This window comes from Shinella granuli (assembly GCF_004341885.1).
Lineage (GTDB): Bacteria > Pseudomonadota > Alphaproteobacteria > Rhizobiales > Rhizobiaceae > Shinella > Shinella granuli.
The window spans coordinates 93,977-112,034 of the sequence record NZ_SLVX01000014.1; the positions used below are offsets into that span (position 1 = coordinate 93,977).

The following is an 18,058-nucleotide window of genomic DNA, read 5'->3' on the forward strand; positions in this document are numbered from 1 at the left end:
TTGCGTCCGGAATTGCGTAAAAACAAACAGATAGAGCATTTCCGCGTTTCGCATTCCGGACGCAAGACCGCTTCGTCGCTGCTGCCCCCTTCTCCCCCGCGGGGAGAAGGGGCAAGTGGAGGGCTATTTCTCCTACACGGAGGGTTTACGCCTTCCGCCGCTTGTACTTCAGCGTCTCGAACCGCGCCGCCAACCCGTCGTAAAGCAGCAGCCGCCCGACCAGCGGGTCGCCGGCGCCCGTGACGAGCTTGATCACCTCCATCGCCATCAGCGTGCCGACGACGCCCGTCAGCGCGCCGACGATGCCGGCTTCGGCGCAAGCCGGCACGACGCCGGGGGGCGGTGCCGTGGGGAAGAGGTCGCGGTAGCCGGGATGAAGCGTGCCGTCCGGCCCGGCCTCATAGGGTTTCAGCACGGTCAGCGAACCGTCGAAGCGGCCGACGGCGCCGGTGACGAGCGGAATGCGCGCGGCCTCCGCCGCATCGGCGGAGGCATAGCGCGTATCGAAATTGTCCGAACCGTCGACGAGGAGATCGTAGCCGGCAAGGAGGCGCGCGGCGGTGCCGGCCGTCAGCCGTTCGGCGATGCCGGTGAAGGCGACATGCGGGTTGAGGCGGGCGACGGCGGCCTCGGCGCTCGCGATCTTCGGCGTGCCGAGGCCGGCCGTATCGTGGATCACCTGGCGCTGGAGATTGGAGAGGGAAACCGTGTCATCGTCGAGGACGCCGATATGGCCGATGCCGGCGGCGGCGAGATACTGGATGACCGGCGCGCCGAGGCCGCCGGCGCCGACGACCAGCACATGCGCCTGCTTCAGCTTCTGCTGGCCCGCGCCGCCGATCTCGGCGAGCACGATATGCCGGCGGTAGCGGTCGATCTCTTCGGGGCTGAGCGGATCGGTCATGGCACGATGCCTCCATGCGAGACGGTGAGGAACTGCGCGCGATCGCCGAGCGCATCGAACATCGACCGGTCGGTGCCGGTCATGAAGGCCTGGCCGCCGAGCGCATCGACCCGGTCGAACAGCGCGGCCCGGCGGCCTGCGTCGAGATGGGCGGCGATCTCGTCGAGCAGCAGCACCGGCGCATGGCCGGTCATGCCCCCGACGAGGCCGGCATGGGCGAGGATGAGGCCGACGAGCAGCGCCTTCTGCTCGCCCGTCGAGCAGCGCTCGGCCTCCATGTCCTTCTCGCGGTGGCGGATCAAGAGGTCGGCGCGGTGCGGGCCGTCCAGCGTGCGGCCGGCGGCGGCGTCCCGGTAGCGGCCGTCCTGCAGCATGCCGAGATAGATATCCTCGATCTCGTAGGCCGGGCGCTGCCATTCCCCGTCGAGGAAGCCGGAAAGGCGCATGGTGGCCGAAGGGAACGGGCCGTCGTCGCGCGCCGCCTCCACGAGGCCGGAGAGGAGGCCGACGAGCTCGTGGCGGGCATGCGCCATGGCGATGCCGAGTTCCGCCATCTGCCGCTCCAGCGCCGTCAGCCAGGCGGGATCGGGCCGCGGCTCGGACAGCAGCCGGTTGCGGCCGCGCATCGCCTTCTCGAAATCCGCCGCCCGGCGGCCGTGCTCGGGATCGAGCGACAGCACCAGCCGGTCGAGGAAACGGCGGCGATCGGCGGAGGGGCCGGTGAAGAGGCCGTCCATGGACGGCGTCAGCCAGACGACGCGCAGATGGTCGAGCAGTTCGTCGACGGTGCGGGCGGGCGTGCCGTTCAGCCGGAGTTTCCGCGCCTGGCCCTCGTCGCCGCCCTCCGTGCCCGTGCCGATGTCGACCTCGCCCATCATGCCGTCGAGCGTGGCGAAGATGGAAAAGCCGCCGCTCGCGCCGGCGCGCACGACATCGCCATAGGGCGCGCGGCGCAGGCCCCGGCCCGGCGAAAGCAGGGAGACGGCCTCCATCAGGTTGGTCTTGCCCGCACCGTTCTGCCCCGTCAACACGACATGCCGGCCGTCGAGCGGCAGCGACAGGCCCGCATAGTTGCGGAAATCCGTGAGCTTGAGGCGGGAGAGGGAAACCTTGTGCGGCATGGGGTGAGAGCTAGAGCATTTTGCCGCCAAGGGGAATCACCCCGCGGCGCATAAATCGGGCAACAACAGAAAGATGGGCAGGCGCCGGGCGCCATGCAAGTCGTCCCGGCCCGCAGCCGGCAGCCCTGTCGTCACACCGCAGGGCAATCGCGTTTGGTGCAAACCCCTCCTCCTTGTGGGGAGATGCCGGTAGGCAGAGGGGTCTTCGCAACCGATTGCCCTGCGTTGTGTCGGGACTGAAAATCCGGCGGCATTGAGCCGGTTGCCTGCCCGGCCGCGAGCAGGTAAGCCAGGACATCCCGCCGTGCCTTGCATCCTCCCCCCTCCCAGCCCGCAGGTCCTTGCCTTGTCCTCTTTCCTTCCCGTCTTCGACCGTTCGTTCTCCGCCTTCCTCTTCGACATGGACGGCACGATCATCAACTCCATTCCGGCCACCGAGCGCGTCTGGACGCGCTGGGCGCTGAAGCACGGGCTGGACGTGGCGACCTTCCTGCCGACCATGCATGGCGTGCGCGGCATCGACACGATCACGCGGCTCGGCCTGCCGGGCGTCGATCCCGTCGCCGAGGCCAAGGAGGTCGAGCGCGAGGAAATGGAGGATGTCGAGGGCGTGCTGCCGATCCCGGGCGCGATCGCCTTCCTGTCCGCCCTGCCGGCCGGCCGCTGGGGCATCGTCACCTCGGCGCCGGTGGCGCTCGCCCATCGCCGCCTCGCCGCCGCCGGCATTCCGCTGCCCGCGGTCATCGTGACGGCCGACGACGTGACGCGCGGCAAGCCAGCACCGGACGGCTACCGGCTGGGTGCCGAGCGGCTCGGCTTCGACCCGGCCGATTGCCTCGTCTTCGAGGACGTGCCGGCGGGCATTCTTGCCGGCGAGGGCGCCGGCGCCCATGTCGTGGTGATGACGGCGACGCACCATCACCCCATCGAGACCGGCCATCCGACGCTGCAGAGCTACGAGGGCGTCACCACGCAAGCCGATGCGGACGGCCGGTTGACGCTGCTGCGGGCGGCGGGCTGACGCGTGGGCTCCCGTTTCACGAAACAGGAAAGCCGGGATGTCTCCATCCCGGCTTCCGGCTGCTGACAAAATCCGCCAAACGCTCCTCTGTCATGGTCGTCCACAACCCATTGAAAAATGGATCCTCGGGACAAGCCCGAGGATGACGGAGTGCTTGGGGTGACGTTTGTTCACGAGAGCGGTCAGCCCTCGAAGAACTCCTTCATCCGCGCGAAGAAGCCTGACGATTCCGGGTTGTTGTCCTTCGAGGAGATCTCCTCGAATTCCTTGAGCAGCTCGCGCTGGCGCTTCGTCAGCTTCTGCGGCGTCTCGATCTGGATCTGGATATAGAGATCGCCGACCTGCGTGGAGCGCAGTACCGGCATGCCCTTGCCCTTGAGGCGGAACTGGCGGCCGGCCTGGGTGCCCTCCGGTACCGAGACGCGCGACTTGGTGCCGTCGAGCGTCGCCACGTCGAAGGTTCCGCCGAGCGCTGCCGTCGTCATCGAGATCGGCACGGTGCAGTAGAGATCCGCCCCGTCGCGCTGGTAGAACTCGTGCGGCTTCACCGACAGGAAGATGTAGAGATCGCCCGCAGGGCCTCCGCGCACGCCCGCCTCGCCCTCGCCCGAGAGCCGGATGCGCGTGCCGTCCTCGATGCCCGAGGGGATGTTGACCGACAGCGAGCGCTCTTCCGTGACGCGGCCATGGCCGTGGCACTTGGTGCAGGGATCGCTGATCGTCTGGCCGCGGCCATGGCAGGTCGGGCAGGTGCGCTCGATCGAGAAGAAGCCCTGTGCGGCGCGCACGCGGCCGGAGCCCTGGCAGGTGGCGCAGGTCTTCGGGCTGGTGCCGGGCTTGGCGCCCGAACCGGTGCAGACGTCGCAGGTGATCGACGTCGGCACGCGGATCTGCGCGGTCTTGCCGGCATAGGCCTCTTCCAGCGAGATCTCCATGTTGTAGCGCAGGTCGCCGCCGCGCTCGCGGCCGCCGGACGAGCGCCGCTGGCGCCCGCCGCCCATCATCTCGCCGAAAATGTCCTCGAAGATGTCGGAGAAGCCGCCGCCCTGGAAACCACCGCCGCCGAAGCCGCCGCCCATGCCGCCCTGCTCGAAGGCCGCATGGCCGTAACGGTCGTAGGCCGCGCGCTTCTGCGGGTCCTTGAGCGTGTCATACGCCTCGTTGACATCCTTGAACTTCTGCTCGGCGGAGGCATCGCCCGGATTCTTGTCCGGGTGGTACTTCATCGCCATCTTGCGGAAGGCGCTCTTCAGCTCCTTCTCGTCGGCGCTCTTGGAAACACCCAGCGTCTCGTAAAAATCAGCTTTTGCCATTCGGGTTCACGTCCGTTTCTCGGGAACGGTCTTCTTGTTATGGACCTGGAAGCTTGCCTTAGCCTGCATGCCTGAAAAGCGCGCATGCAAAAGGCGGAAGCCGGAGCGAAGGAAAAGCCAAGACATCGTCGCCGCGGTAAACGGGAGTGATCATCTTGTCTTTTTCCCTTCGCGCTGACTTCCGCCTTCTCGCTATCCGTTGCACCGGCCGCGAGAGAGCGCGGCCGGCAGTTCAGGAGGCTCAGGCCGACTTCTTGCGGTCGTCCTCGTCCTTGACTTCCTCGTAGTCGGCGTCGACGACATTGTCGCCGGCCTCGCCCGAGGCAGAAGAAGCGTTCTCCTCGGCCTGCTGGGCCTCGTAGATCGCCTGACCGAGCTTCATGGAGACTTCCATGAGCGTGTTGGTCTTCGCCTTGATGTCGTCCGCATCGGGCTCGGAGGCCTCGACGGCGGTCTTCAGCGCGGCGATGGCGTCCTCGATGGCCTTGCGGTCGGCCTCGGAAACCTTGTCGCCATATTCCTTCAGCGACTTTTCCGAGGAGTGGATCAGGCTTTCGGCCTGGTTCTTCGCCTCGACGCCCTCGCGGCGCTTCTTGTCGGCCTCGGCATTGGCCTCGGCATCCTTGACCATCTTCTCGATGTCCGCGTCGGAAAGACCGCCGGAGGCCTGGATGCGGATCTGGTGCTCCTTGCCGGTGCCCTTGTCCTTGGCCGAGACCTGCACGATGCCGTTGGCGTCGATGTCGAAGGTGACTTCGATCTGCGGCATGCCGCGCGGGGCCGGCGGAATGCCGACGAGGTCGAACTGGCCGAGCAGCTTGTTGTCCGCCGCCATTTCGCGCTCGCCCTGCGAGACGCGGATGGTCACGGCCGACTGGTTGTCCTCGGCGGTCGAGAAGGTCTGGCTCTTCTTCGTCGGGATCGTCGTGTTGCGCTCGATCAGACGGGTGAAGACGCCGCCCAGCGTTTCGATGCCGAGAGACAGCGGGGTCACGTCGAGGAGCAGGACGTCCTTGACGTCGCCCTGCAGAACGCCGGCCTGGATGGCGGCGCCCATGGCGACCACTTCATCCGGGTTGACGCCCTTGTGCGGCTCCTTGCCGAAGAGCTGCTTGACGGTCTCCTGCACCTTCGGCATGCGGCTCATGCCGCCGACGAGAACGACTTCGTCGATCTCGGCTGCCGAAACGCCGGCATCCTTGAGGGCTGCCTTGCAGGGCGCGACGGTGCGCTGGATGAGATCGTCGACGAGCGCTTCGAACTTGGCGCGGGTCAGCTTCATCGTCAGGTGCTTCGGACCGGTCGCATCCGCCGTGATGAACGGCAGGTTGATCTCGGTCTGCTGCGAGGACGAGAGCTCGATCTTGGCCTTCTCGGCGGCTTCCTTGAGGCGCTGAAGGGCGAGCTTGTCGTTCTTCAGGTCGACGCCCTGGTCCTTCTTGAACTCGTCGGCGAGGTAGTTGACCAGACGCATGTCGAAGTCTTCACCGCCGAGGAAGGTGTCGCCGTTGGTCGACTTCACTTCGAAGACGCCGTCGCCGATCTCCAGCACCGAGATGTCGAACGTGCCGCCGCCAAGGTCGTAGACGGCGATGGTCTTGCCGTCCTTCTTGTCGAGGCCGTAGGCGAGCGCGGCGGCCGTCGGCTCGTTGATGATGCGCAGCACTTCAAGACCCGCGATCTTGCCGGCGTCCTTGGTCGCCTGGCGCTGCGCGTCGTTGAAGTAGGCCGGAACCGTGATGACGGCCTGGGTGACGGTCTCGCCGAGGTAGGATTCGGCGGTTTCCTTCATCTTCTGAAGGATCATCGCGGAGATCTGCGAGGGGGAATAACCCTTGCCGCGGGCATCGACCCAGGCATCGCCATTGTCGCCCTTGACGATCTTGTAGGGAACGAGGCCCTTGTCCTTCTCGACGAGCTTGTCGTCGTAGCGGCGGCCGATGAGGCGCTTGACGGCGAAGAGGGTGTTTTCCGGGTTGGTGACCGCCTGGCGCTTGGCCGGCTGGCCGGTCAGCCGCTCACCGTCTTCGGTGAAGGCGACCATGGAAGGCGTCGTGCGCGCGCCTTCGGCATTTTCGATAACTTTCGCGTCCTTGCCATCCATGACGGCGACGCAGGAATTGGTCGTCCCGAGGTCGATACCGATTACTTTAGCCATGTCATTCTCTCCTTGAAGCGAACTGCCGGAACCCATTCAGGCATTCGATTGGCAGCCCCTAATGGTATGGTCTTCACGAAAGCATGGGCCGCAGCCCTGCCTTGCGGCGTATATAAGGAGCCCTCCAGACGACTGCAAGACATTGCCGGGCCGCAAAGCTCGCAAAATCAGCGCGTCCGATGGATTTGGTGTACCCCCCTCGCAACCCGCAATCAACCACAATCCTCTCCGGTGTTTCAAGCAACGGATCGAGGTCTTGGCGGCTCCCAGAGAGATGGGATCTTAAGGCCCGGAAATGTAGAGCATCCGGCATGGACGGAGGTGTCGGATAGAGAGCGACGGAAGGAAACATATAATATTTTCCTTTACTTGTACGCAGTGTAAAATTTTTCTTGAGGTAAATTTATCCCCGTCGCCGCCAACGCGCGCACACTTTTCCGACTGAATTGCGAGCGGATTGTGTGGCAATGATCTCGACGGAGCCTACCGAACCAAGCTTTTTACAATCAAGCTACCGATATGCGGCGACAACAGTCGAAATCCGCGCGCTGGCCTTCTCTCTTCGACTAAAGGTCGGCTTCCGCGCCGACCAACCGCGTGTCCCCGCAGGCAATCCCGACGGCGGGCAATGGGTCGACGAAGGTTCCGGCGTCCGGCCAATCCTCGTCAGCCGTCGAGGACCTCGCGGCGGAGGACAGATCCGTATCCTCGGGAGATGGCAGGCCGTGACGCCCTCGCAGGAGGCGCGCTTGGCGGTCAGCGTCGGCCGAATGCAGGAGGCACTGCGGGCCGTTCACAGGCGCGAACCGAACTGGAAACCGACGCCGCACGTATACGAAACGGTTGAGGGACTGATACGGGCCAACGACGCAACGGCACAGGAGGCGATGCTCCGAGCGCTCCAGTTAAAATTACCTCGGACCGGTATCGGGCCGTTTGCAAAGGAGTGGATTGCCGCACCAGCAACCAATAAGCGGCTTACCAGAGCGGAGCAGGCGGATATTGATCGCATAGGCCGGGCGTACGGATGTCATTGGTGTGGTACAAAGACGTCGGGAACGCCACAGGGCCATTTTGCCGGCGACCATCAGGTGCCAAAATCGTTGGCAAACCTAGCAGGATTTATCCACACTGCTGGTGGTGCAGCAAATCACAAGGCGGCTTGATATCAAAGGGAAGTTATTGAGGTCATGTCTGTTGAAACGCTTACAATCGCTCCAGAATATCTTAGCATCTATATCGCCGGCCGCACCGGTGTCGATATTCCAATGCACATGGATCGACAGGGAATCTTTGCATCGCCTCAGTGTATAAACGTTCCTGCCTATGACTGGAACCATGGAGACACGAATGTCACTTTCGGCCCGTTCGATGACCTGAATGAAACAGCCGAACCGGCATTTGATGGATTTCTCAAAACTTCACACAGGCGGCTTATTGTTTTTGGCGCAACAGTATCTGAGTACGTCAGCACAACAGTTCCATCAACAAAAACGCGAATCCGCATTTGGCTCGATCATCCAATTGAGCCTTCAAATGTCGTTATTGCTTGGGGATAAGAAATACAGTAATGTCCTACGGCATTATTATTGCAAATTACATTTAATATATAGAATACTTTTATAAATGGCACGACGTTATGACTGTTTCGAACCATAACATGTTTATTATCTCCTGGAGACAGAAAGGTACGCTTGGCGAGAAGATGCTGCTCAAAGGAGGTGGAAAACCCTAGGATAGCTACTTTTCGCTTCAGCATCACTGCCTTAATACAGCAGAATTTATCTGGCAAACCGGGATATACGCAACATTCCTTACAATCTCAGGGAAAAATTCATTCCATCTACTCCCGATTGCATCAGTATTCCATGCACATATTGGAATGATGGCGACACCAGCTTTTCCGTTGGAGAAGCTTCGGAAATAACCATGTCGACGCCCCCGACATTCGACGGGTTTCTCGACACGCCCGACAAGATGCTTGTCTTCTTCGATGCCAACGAGCCGGAGTTTGCCAGCGTATCGGTGCCCACCGTCAAAACGCGCATTCGGATCTGGATCGATCATCCGAGGGAGCCGGAAAATGTCGTCATCGCCTTCGGATAAACGCGGCCGTCAGCCCCCCAGCAGCACATCGAGAAGCGTCGTCCGGCGCGTGCCGGTCTGTCCCTGCTGGCCGACGTCTGCGGGCGGCGTAAGGCCGTCGTCGAGCGGAACGGCGCCCGTCTCGCCGTTCGCCACCGCCTGCCCGTCGCGGGCGGGCTCGTTGCCCAGCGTGCGGGAGATGATGTCGAAGAGCTGGTCGCCTTCCGGGGCCGGTTCCGTCCCGTCCACGACAGGCTCGCCGCCGGCCGTGCCGAAGAGCGGCGAAGGCGCTAGGCCCTCATGGGCGGCGGTCATGAACTGGCTCCAGGCCTTTGCCGGAAGCCCGCCGCCCGTCACCTTCTTCATCGACTTGCCGTCGTCGTTGCCGAACCAGACGCCGGTCGTCAGGTTGCTGGTGTAGCCGACGAAGAGCGCGTCGCGGAAGGACTGCGTCGTGCCCGACTTGCCGGCCGCCGGCCAGCCGGGAATGCGGGCGTTCTTACCGGTGCCCTCGGTGATGACGCGCATCATCATGCCGTTCATCTGGGAGACGATGCCAGGCTCCAGCACGCGCGGCGGGTTGTCGTAGGTGTTCTCGTAGAGCACCCGGCCGTCGGCCGTCGAAATGCGGCGGATGATGTGCGGCGTCGCCTTGTAGCCGCCGTTCATGAAGGGGGCGTAGGCGGCGGTCAGCTCGACCAGCGTCACCTCCGACGTGCCGAGCGCGATCGAGGCGTTCGACTGAAGCTCCGATTCGATGCCGAGCCGGCGGGCGAGTTTTATGACGTCGTCCGGGCCGACCTCCATGACGAGCTGCGCGGCAATCGTGTTCAGCGACTGGGCGAGCGCGGAGGAGAGCGTCACCTCGCCGCGATACTTCTGGTCGTAGTTCTCCGGTGTCCACTTGCCGATCCTGACCGGCGCGTCGTTGCGCACGGAAAGCGGCGAGCGGCCGGCTTCCAGCGCCGCCGCATAGACGAAGGGCTTGAAGGCCGAGCCCGGCTGGCGCTTGGCCTTGGAGGCGCGGTCGAACTGGCTTTCCGCATAGTCCCGCCCGCCGACGAGGGCCCGGATGGCGCCGGTGCCGTCGATCGAGACGAGGGCGGCCTGCGAGGCGTTCGACTTTTCGCCCTCCTTGTCTAGGAGCGCGGTGATCGCCGCGTCGGCCTTCTTCTCGAGGTCGAGGTCGATCGTCGTGTCGATGACGAGGTCCTCGGTGATGTCGCCGATCATGCCCGGCAGCTGGGCCATGACCATGTCGGCGGCATAATGCTGGGCGCCGGACCAGTAGCTCTTCGCCCGCGCCGGCGTCTGCGACATCGCGGTCTTGATCTCGGTGTCGGTGACGAACCCTTCTTCGCGCATCGCGCCGAGCACGATTTGCGCACGCGCCTCCGCCGCTTCCGGATCGCGCGCCGGCGAGAGGCGCGAGGGCGCTTTCAGGAGACCCGCGAGGAGGGCGGCTTCGCCGAGGTTCACGTCACGCGCCGACTTGTTGAAGTAGCGCCGCGCGGCGGCCTCGACGCCGTAGGAATTGGAGCCGAAGAAGACGCGGTTCAGATACATCGCAAGGATCTGGTCCTTGGAATATTTGTGCTCCAGCCAGAAGGCGAGCAAGACTTCCTGAACCTTGCGCTCCAGCGTGCGTTCCGGCGAGAGGAACATGTTCTTGGCGAGCTGCTGGGTCAGCGTCGAGCCGCCCTGCACCATGCGGCCGGTGGTGATGTTGGTGAGCATGGCGCGGGCAAGGCCGAGCGGATCGATGCCGAAATGCGAATAGAAGCGCCGGTCCTCGATGGCGATGACGGCCTGGGGGATATAGGGCGACATGTTCTCCAGCGACAGCGCCTCGCCGCCGGTCGCGCCACGATTGGCGATGGCCTCGCCGCTGACCGCGAGGATCTTGATGTTCGGCGGCCGATCGGGGATCGACCAGCTCGTGGCGCTCGGCATGCGCGCGCCGTAGTAGAGGACGAGGCCGCCGACGCCGATGGCGCCCCAGATGCCGAGCACGACGCACCAGTAGAAGAGCCGGCGGAAGAGGCCGAAGAAACCGCCGCCGCCCGCCTGCCGGCGCCCGCCGGAACCGCGCCTCGGCCGCTCGGCCCTCTGCGGCTTGCCGCGCCCCTTGCGGCCGCCGCCTGCCACGCGATCTCCCGCGCCGACGTGGAAATCATCCTCGTCGTCGTGCCCTCCCGATCCCCGGAAGGACGGTTCGATGCGCTGGGATTTGCGATTGGCTGCCATAAGCGGTCGGATACACCCTCGAAAAGATCACCGTCCGGTGGACCTTAAATGCGGCGATTTAAGGGGTCGTTAAGAACCGGTGAACGGGCGGGCGACAGTTTGAGGGGGATTTGAGAGAAAGATCGGGCGGCCTTGCGGGCCGCCCGTAAAATCACCTCAATAGTAAGGCGAGAGGCACTGGCGGCGGGCGCCATAGTTGGGCTGGAACGTGTTGTCATAGGCCCGGTACGAGCGATAGCGCGCATAGCACCATTCGGTGTGGCGCGGATTGATGCCTTCGTAGCGCGGCTGGGCGTAGCCGTCATTGGCGATCGCGCCGCCGATGATCGCGCCCGCACCGAAGGCGGCCAGCGGATACCACCAGCCGTCCGAGTGCCGGCGATAGCCGCGACGCTCGTAGCGATAGCCGCGATGGCCATTGTGCCAGCCACGACGCTCGCGACGCCACTGCACCTCCTGCACATCGCTCGCCTGAGAAGCGCCGACCTTCGGCATCGGCATGGCGAAGGCCGGTGCGGATACGAATGTCGTGGCGAACATGGCGACGGCCATGGCGGCGGCAATACCGCCCTTGATCGTTGTCTTCATGTCGATCTCCCTTGGATAGTCACTGTTTTACAGTGATCAAGACGGATGACAGCATGAAACAATTCGACTGAATGCAAGATGAACCGAACTTCTCCACGTCTCAATCCTCGCCATTGCCCAGCCGGCTGAGGAAACGCTGCCGTTCGAAGACGAGAATGACCACCAGCGCCATGATGAACGGGATGATCAGGTAGAACAGCCGGAAGACGGCGAGCGCGGCCAGCACCGCCGCCGGATCCATGTCCGGCAGGCCGGCGATGAAGACGAGTTCCAGGACGCCGATGCCGCCCGGCGCGTGGGAGAGCAGCGCCACCGAGAAGGAGGCGAGGAAGATGCCGAGCACGACGAAGAAGCCCGGATTGCCCTCCACCGGCAGCACGAAATAGATGATCGCCGCCGCGCCGATCAGCTCGATGGGCGCGATGATGAGCTGGCGGAAGACGAGCGAGGGTTTGGGATATTCCAGCCTCAGCCAGCGCGTGTTGATCGGCCGGAAGCCGACGAGGCTGCCGACCACGTAGAGCGCGACCAGCGCCAGGATGAAGACACCGGTCGAGAACGCCGCCTCGATCGGCAGGAACTCGGCGAACCGCCCGACGATCTCCGGCTCCAGCACCAGCACCAGGCCGAACAGCACGACCGTGCCGAGCGCGAAGGTGAAGGAGCAGAAGGCGACGAGGACGCCCACCTCCGATCCGGTCAGTCCCTTCGACGTATAGGCGCGGTAGCGCACCAGCGCGCCGGAGAACACCGAGGCGCCGATATTGTGCGACAGCGCATAGGTGGTGAAGGAGGTGATGGTGATGAACCACAGCGAGATGCGATGGCCGAGATGTTCGAGCGCCAGGTGGTCGTAGGCGGCGAGCGCCGCATAGGCGACGAGCGTGGCGCCGCATGCCAGCAGCCAGCCGGAGACCGGAATGGCATGCAGGCTCGCCATGAACTCGTCGAGCGACAGGCCGCGAAGGTCCTTGTAGAGGATATAGACCGACAGGATGATCGCGGCGGTGCTGACGAGCGGCCAGAAGAACTTTTTCAGCCGCTTCATCCTGCCTTCCCCCCTGCTCCCGGCGCCCCATAGCCCGAGCAGCGAGGTGTTCTCGCAATCTTTCCTGATGCCATTCTCACCCTTTCCCCGTGTCCGGACCGTCGTCGCCTGTCCGCGCGCGGTCCTTGTTTTTGAGGAAACCAGCATTTCCGTTCCGTCCGGTTAATGCTGGCCTCCCATCTCATCACATCTGCGTCAGCGCGCCGCGAGCGCCGAAAGAATGCGAACCCACGAGCGGATGCCCTTTTCGAAGGAGCGCAGCTCGTATTTCTCGTTCGGCGAATGGATGCGGTCGTCCGACAGCGCAAAGCCGACGAGCAAGGATTCCATGCCCAGCATCTTCTGGAAATCGCCAACGATCGGGATGGAGCCGCCCATGCCGATGACGACGGCGGGCTTCGGCCATTCGTCGGACAGCGCGTTCTTCGCCTTGCCGAGCAGGGCGGAATCGTAGGGAAGCTGGATGGCCGGCGAGCCGCCATGGGCATGGAACGTCACCGAGCAGTCCGCCGGGATTTTTCCACGCACATAGGTACGGAACGCATCGCGGATCTTCGCCGGGTCCTGCTTGCCGACGAGGCGGAAGGAGACCTTTGCCGAGGCTTCGGCGGCGATCACCGTCTTGAAGCCCTCGCCCGTATAGCCGCCGGTGATGCCGTTGACCTCGGCGGTCGGGCGCGCCCAGGTGAGCTCCAGCACGGACCGGCCCTTTTCGCCCGAGGGGATCGACAGGCCGATCTCGCCCAGAAAACTCTCGGCCGAACTGCCGAGCTTGTCCCAGGCCGCCTTGATCTGGGTCGGGGTTTCCTCGACGCCGTCATAGAAGCCGTCGAGCGTCACGCGGCCGGTCTCGTCGTGCAGGCCGGCGAGGATGTCCGACAGAATATGGATCGGGTTTGCCGCAGCCCCGCCGAAATAGCCTGAATGCAGATCCCGGTCGGCCGCCTTGATGACGATCTCCTCGCCGACGAGGCCGCGCAGGCCTGCGGAGATGGCCGGCGTGTCGGCATCCCACATGCTGGTATCGCAGACGAGGGCGAAGTCGGCCGTCAATTCCGCGGCATTGGCCTCCAGGAACGGCTTGAGCGAAGGCGAACCGGATTCCTCCTCGCCCTCGAAGAGGATGGTGACGCGGCAGGGCAGGCTGCCCGCCGTTTCCTTGTAGGCGCGGCAGGCTTCCACGAAGGTCAGGAGCTGGCCCTTGTCGTCTGACGTGCCGCGGCCCGTGATGATGCGCCGGCCCTCGCCGGCATCGCGCACCGCCGGCTCGAAGGGATCGTGGTCCCAGAGATTCAGGGGGTCGACCGGCTGGACGTCGTAATGGCCGTAGAAGAGCACATGCGGCGCATCGGGCCTGGCGCCGTCGTGATGGGCGACCACCATCGGATGGCCGGGCGTATCGCGCACCGTCGCGTCGAAGCCGAGCGAGCGCAGTTCCGTGACCAGCCACTCGGCCGCCCGGCGGCACTCGGCCTTGAAGGCCGGATCGGTGGAGATGGACTTGATGCGCACGAGCTCGAACAGGCGTTCGAGGCTGGCCGGAATGCCGGCGCTGGCGCGATCGAGGACGGGCAGGATGTTGGTCATGGATGAACCCCCAGGACATGGTGCGGGCGCGCTCTTGCGGTGCAACATGCAGCAAATCAAATGAATTTCGGCGCGACATTAGACCGATCGGCTCGGTCAGGGCAAATCGTATGACGATCAGAGGCGTGGATCGCGGCCGAGATTGGCAAGCACCATGCGCATATATTCCAGAAGCAGCTCCCGCTCGAAGCGCCGGAAGCCCCGGAAGAGCGTGTCCTCGGTGGCCGAGGCGGCCGCCATCGCGGTCTCGCGCAGCGCCTTGCCGCGGCTCGTCAGGAAGACGAGCTGGGCCCGCTTGTCCTTCGGGTGGCGCCGGCGGGAGATGAGCCCGTCGCGCTGCATGCGGGCAAGCGTGTTGGCCATGGTTGCCTGCTCGATGTCGAGCCGGTCGAGAAGCTCGCGCTGGGTGAGGCCGTCGCCGCTCCACAGTTCCAGGAGGACCGGGAACTGGCCGGGCGCGAAACCGGCCCCGTCCGCCCGTGCCTGAAGGGCGCGGGACGCCGCCTTCGCCAGGAGATTGGCGAGGTACGCTGCCGACTCCTTCCGGTCAAATTCCATGGAGCGAAAGCTAAGCCGGTTTTCGGCGGAAGACAATGGATCGCAGGCGATGCTTTGGCGACCGGGAGAGGCCATGTCTTCCTGCGCTCCCCCATTCATCAGCGCGGCCCCAGAAACGAGAAGCCGCCGACGACAGGAGGCTTGTCGCGGCGGCTTCTTCGAATGATGGACAAAGGCCCGGAGAGGGGGATGAGGCCTTTGTCCTTTGTCTGGCGCGGCGGGGGACAGGCCGGGTGCCAGACAACGGCTTTGATCAGGTGCCGATGATCAATATCTGTGGGTTCGAATGTGGCTTTTCAAGGGTTTCAGGCGCCCGGGAAAATTACAAATCGGTAACGTTCGTGTGAGGCTTTCCGGCCCCTGGAAAGGCCTGTTTGCCCGCAATGAAAGATGGACGCGGAAAGCCGCCCGCGCTATCCATTCACCCCATGAAAAAAGGTGATCATCTCTTCCTCGTCGACGGCTCGGGCTTCATCTTCCGCGCCTTCCACGCCATCCCGCCGCTCAACCGCAAGTCGGACGGGCTGCCGGTCAATGCCGTCTCGGGTTTCTGCAACATGCTGTGGAAGCTCCTGAAGGATGCGCGCAACACCGATGTGGGCGTGACGCCGACCCATTTCGCGGTCATCTTCGACTATTCCTCGAAGACTTTCCGCAACGACCTCTACGACCAGTACAAGGCGAACCGCACGGCACCGCCCGAGGACCTGATCCCGCAGTTCGGCCTGATCCGCCACGCGACGCGCGCCTTCAACCTGCCCTGCATCGAGAAGGAAGGCTTTGAGGCCGACGACCTGATCGCCACCTATGCCCGCCTTGCGGAGGCGGACGGCGCGGATGTCACCATCGTCTCCTCCGACAAGGACCTCATGCAGCTCGTGACCCAGAACGTCTCGATGTATGACGGCATGAAGGACAAGCAGATCTCCATTCCCGAAGTCGTCGAGAAATGGGGCGTGCCGCCGGCAAAGATGATCGACCTCCAGTCGCTGACCGGCGATTCGACCGACAATATCCCGGGCGTTCCCGGCATCGGCCCGAAGACCGCGGCGCAGCTCCTCGAAGAATATGGCGACCTCGACACGCTGCTTGCCCGCGCCGAGGAGATCAAGCAGGTCAAGCGCCGCGAGAACATCATCGCCAACCGCGCGCTCGTACTGCTCTCCCGCCAGCTCGTCACGCTGAAGACGGACACGCCGCTCGACACGCCGCTCGACGACCTGATCCTGCATCCGCAGGACGGGCCGCGGCTGATCGCCTTCCTGAAGGCGATGGAATTCACCACGCTGACGCGCCGCGTCGCCGAAGCCTGCGAGTGCGACGCGGGCGCCATCGCGCCGGCGGACGTGCCGGTCGAATGGGGCGCCGAGGCGCATGGCCCGGACCTCGACAAGGGCGACGTCGCCGGCCCCGCCCTCGTGCTCGACGGCAAGGAAACGGCGGCCGAGGCCGCTGCCACGCTGCTGCCCACCGCCGGCGCGGATGGCGACACGCCCTCGGCGCTCGCCAGGGCCCGCGCCGAACGCTTTTCGGCCGCCCCCATCGACCATGCCAGCTACGAAACCGTGCGGGACATCGAAACGCTGGACCGCTGGATCTCCGCCGCGCGCGAGACCGGCCTCGTCGGCTTCGACACCGAGACGACCTCGCTCGACGCCATGCAGGCGGAGCTTTGCGGCTTCTCCCTTGCGATCGCCGACAATGCCAAGGACCCGACGGGCACCGTCATCCGCGCCTGCTACGTGCCGCTCAACCACAAGACCGGCGTCGGCGATTTGCTCGGCGGCGGGCTCGCCGAGGGGCAGATCCCGATCCGGCCGGCGCTGGAACGGCTGAAAAGCCTGCTGGAGGATCCTTCCGTCCTGAAGGTCGCGCAGAACCTCAAATACGATTACCTCGTCATGCGCCGCCACGGCATCACCGTGAAGGGTTTCGACGATACGATGCTGATGTCCTATGCGCTCGACGCGGGCGCGGGCACGCACGGCATGGACACGCTCTCCGAACGCTGGCTCGGCCACAAGCCGATTTCCTACAAGGACGTCGCCGGTTCCGGCAAGGGCGCGCAGACCTTCGACATGGTGGATATTTCCCGCGCCACGGCCTATGCGGCGGAAGACGCCGACGTGACGCTGCGCCTCTGGCACGTCTTGAAGCCGCGCCTTGCAAGCGAGCGCATGACCACCGTCTACGAGCGGCTGGAGCGCCCGCTGGTGCCGGTGCTCGCCCGCATGGAGGAGCGCGGCATCACCATCGACCGCCAGGTGCTGTCCCGCCTTTCCGGGGAACTCGCACAGGGCGCCGCCGGCCTTGAGGAGGAGATCTACGACCTTGCCGGCGAACGCTTCAACATCGGCTCGCCGAAACAGCTCGGCGACATCCTGTTCGGCAAGATGGGCCTGCCCGGCGCCTCCAAGACGAAGACCGGCCAGTGGTCGACCTCCGCACAGGTGCTGGAGGATCTTGCCGCCCAGGGCATTCCGCTGCCGCGCAAGATCGTCGACTGGCGCCAGCTCACCAAGCTGAAATCCACCTATACGGACGCCCTGCCGGGCTTCGTGCATCCCGACACGAAACGCGTGCACACGTCCTACGCGCTCGCCGCCACGACGACCGGCCGCCTCTCCTCCTCCGATCCGAACCTGCAGAACATCCCGGTGCGCACGGCGGAAGGCCGCAAGATTCGCACGGCCTTCATCTCGACGCCCGGCCACAAGCTGGTCTCGGCCGACTACAGCCAGATCGAACTGCGCGTGCTCGCCCATGTCGCCGATATCCCGCAACTGAAACAGGCCTTTGCCGACGGCATCGACATCCACGCGATGACGGCGTCCGAAATGTTCGGCGTCCCGGTGGACGGCATGCCCCCGGAGGTCCGCCGCCGCGCCAAGGCGATCAATTTCGGCATCATCTACGGCATCTCGGCCTTCGGCCTTGCCAACCAGCTCTCCATCGAGCGCTCCGAGGCCGGCGACTACATCAAGAAATATTTCGAGCGCTTCCCGGGCATCAAGGACTACATGGACCAGACCAAGGCCTTCGCCCGCGAGAATGGCTATGTCGAAACCATCTTCGGCCGCCGCGCACACTACCCGGAGATCAAGTCGTCCAATCCCTCGGTGCGCGCCTTCAACGAACGCGCCGCGATCAACGCCCCGATCCAGGGCTCGGCCGCCGACATCATCCGCCGCGCCATGGTCAAGATGGAGCCGGCGCTCGCCGCCGCCGGCCTTTCTGCCCGCATGCTGCTGCAGGTGCATGACGAACTGATCTTCGAGGTCGAGGACGGCGAGGTGGAAAAGGCGGTCCCCGTCATCATCGGCGTGATGGAAAACGCCTCCCTGCCGGCGCTTTCGATGAAGGTGCCGTTGAAGGTGGATGCGCGCGCCGCGCACAATTGGGACGAGGCGCACTGAGCGTCCCCTCAT

14 protein-coding genes are annotated in these 18,058 nt (G+C 64.6%); 5 read left to right on the forward strand and 9 right to left on the reverse strand.

The features are described 5' to 3' along the window. Positions 1-145: 145 nt before the first annotated feature. Positions 146-904 carry a molybdopterin-synthase adenylyltransferase MoeB gene (gene moeB, locus EV665_RS20525; RefSeq protein WP_133035496.1) on the reverse strand — a complete coding sequence of 253 codons (759 nt, stop codon included), beginning with the start codon at positions 902-904 and terminating at the stop codon, positions 146-148. Continuing rightward, complete coding sequence (gene recF / locus EV665_RS20530) at positions 901-2,025, reverse strand: DNA replication/repair protein RecF (protein WP_064332095.1); 1,125 nt, start codon at positions 2,023-2,025, stop codon at positions 901-903. The genes moeB and recF overlap by 4 nt, the downstream gene beginning before the upstream one ends. Before the next feature lie 346 nt (positions 2,026-2,371). On the opposite strand from recF, the gene EV665_RS20535 reads away from it, so the two are divergent. Beyond that, positions 2,372-3,046, forward strand: a complete 675-nt coding sequence (locus EV665_RS20535; RefSeq protein WP_133035497.1) for an HAD-IA family hydrolase — start codon at positions 2,372-2,374, stop codon at positions 3,044-3,046. 182 nt (positions 3,047-3,228) lie between these two features. Here the strand turns inward: EV665_RS20535 and dnaJ are convergent, their stop codons facing one another. Both dnaJ and dnaK read right to left on the reverse strand, forming a co-directional pair. Beyond that, entirely contained in the window at positions 3,229-4,359 is a 1,131-nt protein-coding gene (gene dnaJ, locus EV665_RS20540; protein WP_133035498.1) for a molecular chaperone DnaJ, read from the reverse strand. Between the two features lie 241 nt (positions 4,360-4,600). Continuing rightward, positions 4,601-6,517, reverse strand: coding sequence for a molecular chaperone DnaK (dnaK, locus tag EV665_RS20545; RefSeq protein WP_064332092.1), 1,917 nt, complete (start codon positions 6,515-6,517; stop codon positions 4,601-4,603). Positions 6,518-6,984: 467 nt separating this feature from the next. Here dnaK and EV665_RS20550 point away from each other — a divergent pair, with 467 nt between their 5' ends. The 3 genes from EV665_RS20550 (at position 6,985) to EV665_RS32380 (ending at position 8,623) form a co-directional block, all read left to right on the forward strand. Further along, positions 6,985-7,683 carry a hypothetical protein gene (locus EV665_RS20550; protein ID WP_133035499.1) on the forward strand — a complete coding sequence of 233 codons (699 nt, stop codon included), beginning with the start codon at positions 6,985-6,987 and terminating at the stop codon, positions 7,681-7,683. A gap of 24 nt (positions 7,684-7,707) precedes the next feature. Further along, entirely contained in the window at positions 7,708-8,076 is a 369-nt protein-coding gene (locus EV665_RS20555) for a hypothetical protein (protein ID WP_133035500.1), read from the forward strand. Between the two features lie 370 nt (positions 8,077-8,446). Then, positions 8,447-8,623 (forward strand): hypothetical protein, encoded by a 177-nt coding sequence (locus EV665_RS32380; protein ID WP_162853114.1) that lies wholly within the window; start codon positions 8,447-8,449, stop codon positions 8,621-8,623. A gap of 9 nt (positions 8,624-8,632) precedes the next feature. On the opposite strand, the gene EV665_RS20560 is transcribed toward EV665_RS32380, so the two are convergent. The 5 genes from EV665_RS20560 to EV665_RS20580 all read right to left on the reverse strand — a co-directional run bounded on the left by EV665_RS20560 (position 8,633) and on the right by EV665_RS20580 (position 14,630). Then, on the reverse strand, positions 8,633-10,849 hold the full coding sequence (locus EV665_RS20560; protein ID WP_133035501.1) for a transglycosylase domain-containing protein: 2,217 nt from the start codon (positions 10,847-10,849) through the stop codon (positions 8,633-8,635). A 156-nt stretch (positions 10,850-11,005) separates the two neighbouring features. Then, entirely contained in the window at positions 11,006-11,437 is a 432-nt protein-coding gene (locus EV665_RS20565) for a BA14K family protein (protein WP_064332089.1), read from the reverse strand. 100 nt (positions 11,438-11,537) lie between these two features. Then, complete coding sequence (locus tag EV665_RS20570; protein ID WP_064332088.1) at positions 11,538-12,485, reverse strand: lysylphosphatidylglycerol synthase domain-containing protein; 948 nt, start codon at positions 12,483-12,485, stop codon at positions 11,538-11,540. 195 nt (positions 12,486-12,680) lie between these two features. Continuing rightward, positions 12,681-14,072 (reverse strand): M20/M25/M40 family metallo-hydrolase, encoded by a 1,392-nt coding sequence (locus tag EV665_RS20575; RefSeq protein ID WP_064332087.1) that lies wholly within the window; start codon positions 14,070-14,072, stop codon positions 12,681-12,683. A 117-nt stretch (positions 14,073-14,189) separates the two neighbouring features. After that, positions 14,190-14,630 carry a MarR family winged helix-turn-helix transcriptional regulator gene (locus EV665_RS20580; protein ID WP_064332086.1) on the reverse strand — a complete coding sequence of 147 codons (441 nt, stop codon included), beginning with the start codon at positions 14,628-14,630 and terminating at the stop codon, positions 14,190-14,192. A gap of 428 nt (positions 14,631-15,058) precedes the next feature. On the opposite strand from EV665_RS20580, the gene polA reads away from it, so the two are divergent. After that, positions 15,059-18,046, forward strand: coding sequence for a DNA polymerase I (gene polA, locus EV665_RS20585; protein WP_133035502.1), 2,988 nt, complete (start codon positions 15,059-15,061; stop codon positions 18,044-18,046). Positions 18,047-18,058 lie beyond the last annotated feature (12 nt).

What these genes read in the sequence shown, in the direction of transcription:
- dnaK (WP_064332092.1), bottom strand. Translation starts at nt 6,517, where the DNA reads ATGGCTAAAGTAATCGGTATCGACCTCGGGACGACCAATTCCTGCGTC.
- EV665_RS20580 (WP_064332086.1), bottom strand. Translation starts at nt 14,630, where the DNA reads ATGGAATTTGACCGGAAGGAGTCGGCAGCGTACCTCGCCAATCTCCTG.
- moeB (WP_133035496.1), bottom strand. Translation starts at nt 904, where the DNA reads ATGACCGATCCGCTCAGCCCCGAAGAGATCGACCGCTACCGCCGGCAT.
- recF (WP_064332095.1), bottom strand. Translation starts at nt 2,025, where the DNA reads ATGCCGCACAAGGTTTCCCTCTCCCGCCTCAAGCTCACGGATTTCCGC.
- polA (WP_133035502.1), top strand. Translation starts at nt 15,059, where the DNA reads ATGAAAAAAGGTGATCATCTCTTCCTCGTCGACGGCTCGGGCTTCATC.
- EV665_RS20575 (WP_064332087.1), bottom strand. Translation starts at nt 14,072, where the DNA reads ATGACCAACATCCTGCCCGTCCTCGATCGCGCCAGCGCCGGCATTCCG.
- EV665_RS32380 (WP_162853114.1), top strand. Translation starts at nt 8,447, where the DNA reads ATGTCGACGCCCCCGACATTCGACGGGTTTCTCGACACGCCCGACAAG.
- dnaJ (WP_133035498.1), bottom strand. Translation starts at nt 4,359, where the DNA reads ATGGCAAAAGCTGATTTTTACGAGACGCTGGGTGTTTCCAAGAGCGCC.
- EV665_RS20550 (WP_133035499.1), top strand. Translation starts at nt 6,985, where the DNA reads ATGATCTCGACGGAGCCTACCGAACCAAGCTTTTTACAATCAAGCTAC.
- EV665_RS20555 (WP_133035500.1), top strand. Translation starts at nt 7,708, where the DNA reads ATGTCTGTTGAAACGCTTACAATCGCTCCAGAATATCTTAGCATCTAT.
- EV665_RS20560 (WP_133035501.1), bottom strand. Translation starts at nt 10,849, where the DNA reads ATGGCAGCCAATCGCAAATCCCAGCGCATCGAACCGTCCTTCCGGGGA.
- EV665_RS20570 (WP_064332088.1), bottom strand. Translation starts at nt 12,485, where the DNA reads ATGAAGCGGCTGAAAAAGTTCTTCTGGCCGCTCGTCAGCACCGCCGCG.
- EV665_RS20565 (WP_064332089.1), bottom strand. Translation starts at nt 11,437, where the DNA reads ATGAAGACAACGATCAAGGGCGGTATTGCCGCCGCCATGGCCGTCGCC.